The 11,032-nt window shown below is 63.6% G+C and carries 9 protein-coding genes; 8 read left to right on the top strand and 1 reads right to left on the bottom strand.

All coding sequences use genetic code 11. From position 1 onward, the window contains the following. The first annotated feature begins 231 nt into the window (after nucleotides 1-231). The 8 genes from ACSSVY_RS04485 (at nucleotide 232) to ACSSVY_RS04450 (ending at nucleotide 9,284) form a co-directional block, all read left to right on the top strand. The gene (locus tag ACSSVY_RS04485; RefSeq protein ID WP_454268222.1) at nucleotides 232-1,374 is read left to right on the top strand and encodes an acyl-CoA dehydrogenase family protein; all 1,143 of its coding nucleotides are present in this window, start codon (nucleotides 232-234) and stop codon (nucleotides 1,372-1,374) included. Beyond that, nucleotides 1,371-2,420 (top strand): enoyl-CoA hydratase/isomerase family protein, encoded by a 1,050-nt coding sequence (locus ACSSVY_RS04480; RefSeq protein WP_454268221.1) that lies wholly within the window; start codon nucleotides 1,371-1,373, stop codon nucleotides 2,418-2,420. The genes ACSSVY_RS04485 and ACSSVY_RS04480 overlap by 4 nt, the downstream gene beginning before the upstream one ends. After that, nucleotides 2,417-3,289: a 3-hydroxyisobutyrate dehydrogenase gene (mmsB, locus tag ACSSVY_RS04475; RefSeq protein ID WP_454268220.1), complete on the top strand. Its 873-nt coding sequence runs from the start codon at nucleotides 2,417-2,419 to the stop codon at nucleotides 3,287-3,289. The genes ACSSVY_RS04480 and mmsB overlap by 4 nt, the downstream gene beginning before the upstream one ends. Further along, nucleotides 3,289-3,942 (top strand): Crp/Fnr family transcriptional regulator, encoded by a 654-nt coding sequence (locus ACSSVY_RS04470; RefSeq protein WP_454268219.1) that lies wholly within the window; start codon nucleotides 3,289-3,291, stop codon nucleotides 3,940-3,942. Before mmsB ends, ACSSVY_RS04470 begins: the two co-directional genes overlap by 1 nt. A 127-nt stretch (nucleotides 3,943-4,069) precedes the next feature. After that, complete coding sequence (gene cobS / locus ACSSVY_RS04465) at nucleotides 4,070-5,056, top strand: cobaltochelatase subunit CobS (RefSeq protein WP_009819494.1); 987 nt, start codon at nucleotides 4,070-4,072, stop codon at nucleotides 5,054-5,056. Nucleotides 5,057-5,081: 25 nt separating this feature from the next. Continuing rightward, entirely contained in the window at nucleotides 5,082-6,959 is a 1,878-nt protein-coding gene (gene cobT / locus ACSSVY_RS04460) for a cobaltochelatase subunit CobT (protein WP_454268218.1), read from the top strand. Nucleotides 6,960-7,076: 117 nt separating this feature from the next. Continuing rightward, nucleotides 7,077-8,879, top strand: a complete 1,803-nt coding sequence (locus tag ACSSVY_RS04455; RefSeq protein WP_454268217.1) for an aminopeptidase P family protein — start codon at nucleotides 7,077-7,079, stop codon at nucleotides 8,877-8,879. A gap of 63 nt (nucleotides 8,880-8,942) precedes the next feature. Then, a complete protein-coding gene (locus ACSSVY_RS04450) occupies nucleotides 8,943-9,284 on the top strand; it encodes a DUF427 domain-containing protein (RefSeq protein WP_009819497.1) in 342 nt (113 codons plus the stop codon). A gap of 30 nt (nucleotides 9,285-9,314) precedes the next feature. Here ACSSVY_RS04450 and ACSSVY_RS04445 read toward each other — a convergent pair whose 3' ends face one another. Continuing rightward, a complete protein-coding gene (locus ACSSVY_RS04445; protein WP_454268233.1) occupies nucleotides 9,315-11,003 on the bottom strand; it encodes a chloride channel protein in 1,689 nt (562 codons plus the stop codon). Nucleotides 11,004-11,032 lie beyond the last annotated feature (29 nt).

Genomic DNA, 11,032 nt, shown 5'->3' with positions numbered 1-11,032 from the left:
CGACCGCGCCATGTTTCTTCTCCCCCATGCTGTTTGGGGGGAAATGAATCACAAGCCTATGCCAAAGAACAGAAATTTATGGGTGCGCTGCCTAGAGTGTAATTTACTGCAAACTTCGTTGTCACGCTACAGTCACGCTACACACATCCCTTCCCCCCATCCCCCCTTTGCAATAGTTCTGAAATAGTTTTTAATTAAACAGCCGTTCATTTCAGCGCAGAGGAGCCGCCGATGGATTTCGCCCTTACCGAGGAACAGACCGCCATTTTCGACATGGCCCATGCCTTTGGACAGGACCGCATCGCGCCGCATGCCCGCGATTGGGAGCGGGCGGGCACCATCCCCAAAGAACTTTGGCCGGAAATCGCGGCCCTTGGCTTTGGCGGCCTCTATGTGAGCGAGGAGGCGGGCGGCTCTGGCCTGTCGCGCCTTGATGCGACGCTGGTGTTCGAGGCGCTCTCGATGGCCTGCCCCTCGGTCGCGGCGTTTCTCTCGATCCACAATATGTGCGCCAAGATGATCGACAAATTCGCCAGCGCAGAGATGAAGGCGCGCGTGCTGCCCCGCACCCTGACCATGGAAACGGTCCTGTCCTATTGCCTGACAGAGCCGGGGTCCGGCTCTGACGCCGCCGCCCTCAAGACCCGCGCCGAGCGCACCAATGAGGGCTATACCCTCAACGGCACCAAGGCCTTCATTTCCGGCGGCGGCTATTCTGACGCCTATGTCGTCATGGTCCGCACCGGCGGCGATGGCCCCAAGGGCATCTCGACCGTCTATGTCGGGGCCGGCACAGAGGGCCTCAGCTATGGCGGGCTCGAGGATAAAATGGGCTGGCGCAGCCAACCGACCCGGCAGGTGCAGTTTGACAATTGCAACATTTCTGCCGAAGATCTGGTGGGTGAGGAGGGCAAAGGTTTCACTTATGCGATGAATGGCCTTGATGGCGGCCGCCTCAACATCGCCGCCTGCTCGCTTGGTGCGGCTCAGCAGGGTCTCACCCAAACTCTCGCCTATATGGCCGAGCGCCGCGCCTTCGGCAAACCGATCGACCAGTTTCAGGCACTGCAATTCCGCCTTGCCGATATGGAAATCGAGCTTCAGGCCGCCCGCACCTTTCTCCGCCAGGCGGCGTGGAAGCTCGACAATGACGCCCCCGATGCCACCAAATTCTGCGCCATGGCCAAGAAATTTGTGACTGAAACCGGCAGCCGCGTGGTCAACCAATGCCTGCAACTGCATGGCGGCTACGGCTATCTGGCCGATTACGGGATCGAAAAACTGGTCCGCGACCTGCGCGTGCATGAAATCCTCGAAGGCACCAACGAGATCATGCGCCTGATCGTGGCGCGGCAGATGCTGGCGGGCCAATGACCGCCGACATCCACATTCGCAAAGAGGGGCGCTCCGGGCGTATCACCCTCACCCGCCCCAAGGCGCTGAATGCGCTCAGCTACGACATGGCCATGGCGATCGAGGCGGCGCTTGATGACTGGCGCTCCGACAATGACGTGGCCCTCATCCTGATCGACGCGATAGGCGACAAGGCGTTTTGCGCCGGCGGCGACATCCAGCAACTCTACGACAGCGGGTGCGCCGGTGATTTCGCCTTTGGCCGCCGCTTCTGGGCCGATGAATACCGCCTGAATGCCAAGATCGCGCACTATCCCAAACCCTATGTCGCCCTGATGCAGGGGTTCGTCATGGGCGGCGGCGTGGGCATTTCCTGTCACGGGTCGCACCGCGTCACCTGCGACAGCACGCAAATCGCCATGCCCGAATGTGGCATCGGCCTTGTGCCCGACGTGGGCGGCTCGCTGATCCTTGCGCGCGCCCCCGGACGCTTGGGCGAATACCTCGGCACCACCGGCACGCGCATGGGTCCGGATGATGCCATTCATGCCGGTTTCGCAGATACTTACGTGCCAGAGCTCATGTGGCCTACCCTCACCGCCGCGCTCATCGAGAGCGGCGATCCCAGCACAATCGCGGCCCATGCCACAACGCCGCCTCCCGGTGCCTTGCGCATGCTCAGCCCCCAGATCGACCGCCATTTCGGCGGCGAGACCCTGCGCGACATCCTTAATGCCCTGCGCGCCGACGACAGCGATTTCGCCCGTGACACAATGAAACTCCTCAGCCGCAATTCCCCTCTTTCGATGGCCTGCAGCATCGAGATGATCCACCGCCTGCGCGGCCCCGCCGCCGATATCGCGCGCGCCCTTGGCCTTGAGTATCGTTTCACCTATCGTGCCATGGAACAGGGCGATTTTCTCGAGGGCATCCGCGCCGCGATCATCGACAAGGACAGAAAACCAATTTGGAAACATGGGCTTGACAGCCTGCCGGGCAGTGCCGTCGCGCAGATGCTGCAACCCTTGGGCAAGAACGCCCTGACGCTGGAGGAGACAAGACCATGAAAATCGGGTTTATCGGGCTGGGCAATATGGGCGCGCCGATGGCGGCCAATCTGGCCCGTGCAGGCCATGACGTCACGGGCTTTGACATGGCAGCGGTGCAAATCGACGGCGTGACCATGGCCGCCAGCGCCGCAGAGGCCGCGCGCCACGCCGCCGTGGTTATCACCATGCTGCCCAACGGGTCCATCCTGCGCAAGGTCGCAGCCGACGTGATCCCGGCCATGGCCCCCGGCGCAGTTCTGCTCGACTGCTCCACCGTCGACGTTGCCAGCGCCCGCGATGTGGCCACTCAGGCGCAGGCGGCGGGCCTCTCGGCACTCGATGCGCCGGTGTCGGGCGGTGTCGGCGGGGCGACCGCTGGCACGCTCACCTTCATGGTCGGCGGCGATGAGGCAGGCTTTAACGTCGCCCGTGAACTCTTTGACATCATGGGGCAAAAGGCGGTGCATTGCGGCCCCTCCGGCAATGGTCAGGCGGCCAAGATCTGCAACAACATGATCCTCGGCGTCACCATGATCGCCACCTGCGAGGCCTTTGCTCTGGCCGACAAACTGGGCCTCGACCGGCAGGCGATGTTCGATGTGGTCTCGACCTCGTCGGGCTATAGCTGGTCGATGAACGCCTATTGCCCGGCCCCCGGCGTGGGCCCCAAATCCCCCGCCGACAACGATTACAAACCGGGCTTTGCCGCCGACCTCATGCTCAAGGATCTGCGCCTCTCGCAACAGGCCGCAGAGGCGGCGGATGCCGACACCCCCATGGGTCGCGCCGCCTGTGATCTCTACGCGCAATTCGTGGACTCCGAGGATGGCGCGGGCCGCGATTTCTCGGCCATGCTGCCCCGGTTCGAGAAACGCGGGCGCGGCTGATGGCATGGGTGGCGCGCGCCCCCGGCCTGCCGCCGCTCGACCCCGAGGCGCACGCGCTGCTCGACCGCGTGACGCCGATGGCCGCCCCGGCGGGCACCGTGCTCTTTCACCCCGGCGATACGGTCAAGGGCTTTGTCATCATGCTGTCGGGCCGGGTCGATGTCTATCTCACCGGCGCTTCGGGGCGTGAGCTTTTGCTATACGCCGTCGAGCCGGGTCAGAGCTGCGTGCAATCCACACTTGGTCTCATGGGCGGCGATGATTACTCCGGCGAGGCGATCACCCGCACCGCTTCCGAACTCGTGCTCGTACCGCGCGACATCTTTTTGCACCTCATGGACCTCTCCGACAGCTTTCGACATTTTGTCTTTGCGGCCTTCGCGCAGCGCCTGCAATCCATGATGCACCTGCTGGACCGCGTGGCGTTTCAGCGCATCGAAACCCGCCTTGCGCAATGCCTGCTTGACCGCGCGACGGGCGACACGCTCCATGCCACCCATGCCGAGATTGCGGTGATGATCGGCTCCGCCCGCGAGGTGGTCTCGCGCCGCCTCGATGCGCTCGTCCGGCGCGGTATCGTGGCGATTGAGCGCGGTATGGTCCGCATTCTCGACGCCGAAACCCTGTCCGAGATTGCCCAAAGCACCGAGTAAGCGCACCCATGAGGCCAATCTGCCCCCCCACATAAGACCAGCGCAATCTTGCCCCTTCCCCTTGCCCTCTGCTGCGATATGTTGCACGACGATACCTGAGAAACGACCCGATTGAAGGACCGGCGCAATGGCTGACGGAACGATGGACATCAACGCAAAACCGACCGAAGAAATCTCTGTCCGCGAGATCTTTGGCATCGACACGGACATGATCGTCAAAGGTTTTGCCGAGCGTACCGAGCGCGTGCCGGAATTCGACTCGACCTACAAATTCGATCCCGACACCACGCTCGCGATCCTCGCCGGTTTTTCCCACAATCGCCGCGTGATGATCCAAGGCTATCACGGCACCGGCAAATCGACCCATATCGAACAGGTCGCCGCCCGCCTCAACTGGCCCTGCGTGCGCGTCAACCTCGACAGTCACATCAGCCGGATCGACCTGATCGGCAAAGACGCGATCAAACTGCGCGACGGCGTGCAGGTCACGGAATTCCACGAGGGCATTCTGCCTTGGGCGCTGCGCAACCCGACCGCCATCGTGTTCGACGAATATGACGCAGGCCGCGCCGATGTGATGTTCGTGATCCAGCGCGTGCTCGAGGCGGACGGCAAGCTCACGCTTCTGGACCAGAACGAGGTGATCGCGCCCAACCCCTATTTCCGCCTATTTGCCACGGCCAATACCGTGGGTCTGGGCGACACGACCGGGCTTTATCACGGCACCCAACAGATCAATCAGGGCCAGATGGACCGCTGGTCGCTCGTGGCCACGCTCAACTATCTCAGCCATGACGCCGAAACCGCCATCGTTCTGGCCAAGAACCCGCTCTACAACACCGCCGACGGGCGCAAGACCATCAGCCGCATGGTGACGGTTGCCGATCTCTCGCGCACCGCCTTCATGAATGGCGAACTCAGCACCGTCATGAGCCCCCGCACCGTGATCGCATGGGCGCAGAACGCCACCATCTTCCGTAATGTGGGCTACGCCTTCCGCCTGACCTTCCTCAACAAATGCGACGAGTTGGAGCGTCAGACCGTCGCCGAATTCTACCAGCGCTGCTTTGACGAGGAACTGCCCGAGAGTGCTGCGAATGTGAAAGTGCGATAGCCCGCTGGGCGTCAGGGATATCCCGATGAACAAACCCACCGACAACCCCGCCGATCCGTTCAAGAAGGCGCTCGCCAACGCCACCAAGGTGATGGCGGACGACAAGGAACTGACGGTCACCTATTCGGTGGACCCCAGCGGCATCTCGGGCGAGGCGATGCGCCTGCCGCAGGTCTCCCGACGGATGTCCCGCGAAGAGGTGCTCTTGGCCCGCGGCACCGCCGACGCCCTTGCCCTTCGGCATAAATTCCACGACGCCGGCACCCATGCCCGCTACGCCCCTCCCGGCGACATGGCGCGCGACCTCTACGAGGCGATGGAAACCGCCCGCTGCGAGGCGGTGGGTGCCCGAGACATGCCCGGCACCGCCACCAATATCGACGCCAAGATTGCGCAGGACGCTAATCGCTTGGGCTTTGAGCGGATCACCTCCACCGCTGACGCCCCCCTGCCCGCCGCCGCAGGCTATCTCATCCGCCATCTCGCCACGGGCCGCGATATGCCGGCAGGCGCGCAAAACGTCATGGACCTGTGGCGCGGTTTCATAGAGGAACAGGCTGGCGGCACCCTCGACGCGCTTCAGGACACGCTCGCCGATCAAACTGCATTTGCCAAATTCGCCCGCCGGATCATCGAGGATCTGGGCTATGGCGATCAGTTGGGCGATGATCCCGACAGCATGGACGATGACCAGCAAGACGAGGCCGAAGAGTCTGGCGAAGAACAGGAAGAGCCCGACAGCTCTGGTCAGGACGACAGCGACGAGACCGAGGCCGACGCCGATCCCGAACGCTCACAAGATGAACAGCAGGACGCAGCGCAGGCGCAGGTCAGCATGGAGGACATGGCCGACGAGGACATGCAGGACGAAACCGAACTGCCCGAAGGCGAGGCCCCGCTGGAGCCGCCTGCCCCGCATCCCGTATCCGATGCCGACCCGAATTACGCGATTTACAATGCCGATTTCGACGAGGAGATCCGCGCCGAGGATCTGGCCGACCCGATTGAGCTGGAACGCCTGCGCGCCTATCTCGATCAACAACTAGAGCCGCTCAAGGGCGCCGTGAGCCGCCTTGCCAATAAATTGCAACGCCGCCTTCAGGCGCAGCAGAGCCGGTCTTGGGAATTCGACCGCGAGGAGGGCATCCTTGACGCGGGCCGCCTCGCGCGCGTCGTGGCCAATCCGACCACGCCGCTCAGCTTCAAGGTGGAAAAGGATACCGAGTTCCGCGACACCATGGTGACGCTGCTTCTCGACAATTCCGGCTCGATGCGGGGCCGCCCGATTTCCATCGCCGCCATCTGCGCCGATGTTCTGGCGCGCACCCTGGAACGCTGCTCGGTCAAGGTCGAGATTCTGGGCTTCACCACCCGCGCGTGGAAAGGCGGCCAGAGCCGCGAGAAATGGCTGGCCGAAGGGCGCCCGCAACTGCCAGGCCGCCTCAACGACCTCCGCCACATCATCTACAAATCCGCCGATGCCCCCATGCGCCGAACCCGCGACAATCTCGGGCTGATGATGAAAGAGGGGCTCCTCAAGGAAAACATCGACGGCGAGGCGCTGGAATGGGCGCATCGCCGCATGGTCGCCCGCAAGGAGGCACGCAAGATCCTGATGGTGATCTCCGACGGCGCGCCGGTCGACGACAGTACCCTCTCGGTCAACCCTGCCAACTACCTTGAAAAACATCTGCGCGACGTCATCGCCATGGTCGAGCGCCGCAAACAGGTCGAACTGCTGGCCATCGGCATCGGCCATGACGTCACGCGCTATTACCAGCGCGCCGTGACCATCACCGACGCCGACCAACTGGCAGGCGCCATGACCGAACAACTGGCCGCGCTCTTTGATAGCGACCCGCGCGCCCGCGCGCGGTTCATGGGAATACGCCGCGCCATCTGATCCGGCCTGGCTTCATCTGGCCCAAAATACTTCGGGGGAGTCCCGGACAGGGTCCGGGACGGGGGCCGCGCCCCCATCCCTCGACACCACGACCCGCACAGCCCCGCAGGAGGCCCCATGTTTCAGTCCTTCACCGAAACCGCCCGCCCCGATCAAGGTCCGCCCCGGCTCGAGGCGCTGCGCCGAGCCATGGCCGATGCCGGGCTGGCGGGGTGGCTGGTGCCGCGCGCCGATGCGCATCAGGGCGAATACGTCGCCGCCTGCGATAATCGGCTCGCGTGGCTCACCGGCTTTACTGGCTCTGCCGGGTTCTGCGCGGCGCTGGCCGATGAGGCGGGGGTCTTCACGGACGGTCGCTACCGGGTGCAGGTCCGCGCGCAGGTCGATACCGGCCATTTCACAGCCGTCGATTGGCCCGAAACCCGCCTTGGACCTTGGCTAAAGCAGCATCTGCCAGAGGGCGGGACGGTGGGCTTTGATCCTTGGCTCTACACGCCGGACCAGATCGACACCCTGACCGAGACCCTCGCAGGCAGCGCGATCAAACTCACCCCGTACGCCAATCTGATCGACACCATCTGGGCCGACCGTCCCGGCCCGCCACAAGGCAAAACCACCCCTTGGCCCGACAGCCTCGCCGGGGTCAGCCATGCCGAGAAACGCGCCACCTTGGCGGAAACCCTGCGCAAAGCAGGCCAAAGATCAGCGGTCATCACCCTCACCGATTCGATTGCTTGGCTCTTCAACATCCGGGGCTGTGACATTCCGCGCAACCCGGTTGCACAGGGCTTTGCCATCCTGCACGACGACGGGCGCGCCGCCCTCTTTACCGATCCCGCCAAGCTTGACGCTACCGCCCGCACGCATCTGGGCGACGCGGTGACGCTCGCGCCGCTTGACGCCTTCGAGACAGCCCTTGCCACCCTCCCCGGCCCGGTGCGCCTCGACCGCGCCAACGTGCCGCTGCGTGTGGTGCAGGTGCTGGATGTGGCCGACGTCGCCCATCAATGGGGCGCTGATCCCTGCATCCTACCCAAGGCGCGCAAGACGCAAGCCGAAATCACCGCCACCCGCACCGCCCATCTGCGCGACGGGGCCGCGATGTGTGAATTTCTGGCGTGGTTCGATGATCAGCCCTCCGGCACGCTCACCGAAATCGACGTCGTGCGGCGGCTCGAGGCTTGTCGCGCGGCCACGGGCCAGCTTCTGGACATCAGCTTCGACACGATCGCCGGGTCCGGCCCCAATGGCGCGCTGCCGCATTACCGCGTGAGCGAGGCAAGCAACCGAACCCTTATAGACGGCGATCTCCTCGTGCTCGACAGCGGCGGGCAATATCTCGACGGGACCACCGACATCACCCGCACCCTGCCCGTAGGCAGCCCCGGTGCCGCAGAGCGCGCCGCTTTCACCCGCGTGTTGCAAGGCATGATCGCCATCTCGCGCCTGCGGTTTCCACGCGGTCTTGCAGGACGTGATCTCGACGCTATCGCACGCACTCCCCTCTGGCTGGCTGATCAGGACTACGCCCACGGCACCGGCCACGGGGTTGGCGTATATCTTTGCGTGCACGAAGGCCCGCAACGCCTCTCGCGCCTCTCCGAGGTGCCGCTTGAACCGGGCATGATTCTGTCGAACGAACCGGGCTATTACCGAGAGGGCGCCTTCGGCATCCGAATCGAGAATCTTATCGTCGTGACGGCGCTCGATCCGCTGCCCGGCGGCGACGGGGTCACGCATTTTGGGTTCGAAACACTGACCTATACCCCACTGGATACCCGCCTCATCGACGCCGATCTGCTCACAAAACCGGAACGCGACTGGCTCAATACCTATCACACCGCCTGCCGCGACAAGATTGGCCCTCTGCTTTCGGCCCCGGCGCGGCTATGGTTGGATAAAGTAACGCAGACAAGCTGACATATTCCTGTTAGATTTCTGCGTCAGACCAAGATCAAGACGACATAACAAGGGGGATGGACGATGGCACGAATAACGATTCGTAAGGCACAGGGCACATGGACGGTCCGCGCGGGCGGTGCCGTTCTGGGCGAGAGCCGCAATGCACTGGAACTCACCGAAGGCGACTACCCTTTCGTGATCTATTTCCCGCGCGAGGACATTGCCATGGCCTTTCTCGACGAGAGTGAACAGTTCAGCCATTGCCCCTACAAGGGTGACGCGCGCTATTACTCGATCATCACCAAGAGCCAGACGTTGCAAAACGCCGCATGGAGCTATGAGTCTCCGAAACCAGAGGTGGCCGAGATCAAGGATCACATCGCCTTTTATGCCAGTGATACCGTCACCGTGGAACGGGTCTGAGTCTGCGGGCCAAGCGGCGGGAAACAAGCCTCAGCTATGCTCTTCCTCTGACACCGCCGCCAAGGCCCTGTTATAGGCCTTGAGCGCATCCACATGAAACAGCGCGCCCGACAATTCGGGCGGCTGATCCCCCCCAACAAGCGTGACAACCGGCACAAAGGGTACAGCGGCCCGCTCAAACACCGGCATCGCCTGCTCCAGCGTCGCGGTCACATCAAGATAAACGCCCTGCTCGATCAACGACCAGCATTGATCCACATCCGCAGCCTGCTCGTGATCCGGGCCGCGCATCACTTTGGACACCCGGAACATACCCAAGAGATAGTCCTGTGGCCCCGCCGCCAGCCTGATGCCGCGCCGCATGAGCTGCGTCAGAAAGAACGACCGCCGCACCAGCTTTGATCCGAGGGCGGTCGAGGTCGAGACCGCCACCATGACCGCCAGCCCGGTCTGCCAGTCGCCAGTCAGTTCAAACACGATCAACGTCGTGGAAATCGGTGCGCCCAATACTGCTGCTGCCACGGCCCCCATTCCCGCCAAGGCATAGAGCGTATGGGCCCCCGACACGTCTGGAAAAGTCGCTGTGGCCACATACCCAAACGCCAGTCCGGTCAGCGCGCCCAACATGAGCGAGGGTGAAAACACGCCGCCGCCCATGCGTCCGCCAATGGTGATCGCCACCGCCAGCACCTTGAGCACCGCAAAGACCGCCGCCTCATGCCACAAGAGCTTGCCGGTGAGCGCCGCCGAGGTGGTTTCGTAGCCAACCCCGATGATATGCGGAAACCAGATGGCCAGCAGTCCCAACAAGAGCCCCGCCCCCACGGGCCGCAACCAGCGCGGCAGCCCCAGCCGCGTCTGCACATGCATCGCCACATCCTCGGCCAAAAAGATCGCCCGCATCAGCGCCGCCGCCACCACGCCACAGATCAAGCCAAGAATGAGAAAGGCCGGCAATTCCGCATAGAATTCCAAGGCCCCGGCTTCAGGCAGGGTAAACTCGGTCACACCCCCAAACTCCAGCCGGTTGATCACCGTCCCCGCCACAGAGGCAATGGCAATCGGGGCAAAGGCATGCACAGCGAAATGCCGCAGCACCACCTCAAGCGCAAAGAGTGCCCCCGCAATGGGCGCGTTGAACGAGGCGGAAACGGCTGCCGCCACCGCACAGCCCAAAAGATCGCGGCCCGTGACGCCATCCGCATGGATGCGCTCGCTCACCCAGGATGAAATCACCCCCGCCAGATGCACCACCGGCCCCTCGCGCCCCGATGATCCCCCGGTGCCCAACGTGATCAACGAGGCCGCGGCCGAGGCCAGCCCCTCGCGCCGCTCGACCCGTCCTTCATAGAGCGCCGCGCCCTCGATCACATCCGCAACCGAACGCACCCGCCCATCCGGCGTGAACCGGTGCAGGATCAGCCCGACCACAAGCCCCCCCGCCACAGGCAGCATCAGGACCCAGTACCACGGCAATTGTCCGGCAAAGCTGTGCAGTTGCGCCACATCATCGGTGCCGTAGACCAGTTCTTGCAGCGCGGTGATCCCCTTGCGAAAGAACAGCGCGGCAAAGCCTGCGGCGATCCCGATCATGAGGGCGATCAGCCAGAACTGAAACTGGCTTGGACCGCGCTTGCGCAGGACGCGCCAGCCCTCGCGCAGGCCTTCGCTCATGCCCCGGCTCAACTGGCCCAGAAAGGACGGATCGTCGGCCTGCATCGCCTCCCCTTCGCGCCTCACGCGCGCTT

This window comes from Roseovarius sp. MBR-51 (assembly GCF_053628575.1).
This window is presented reverse-complemented; position numbering and strand designations above follow the sequence as displayed.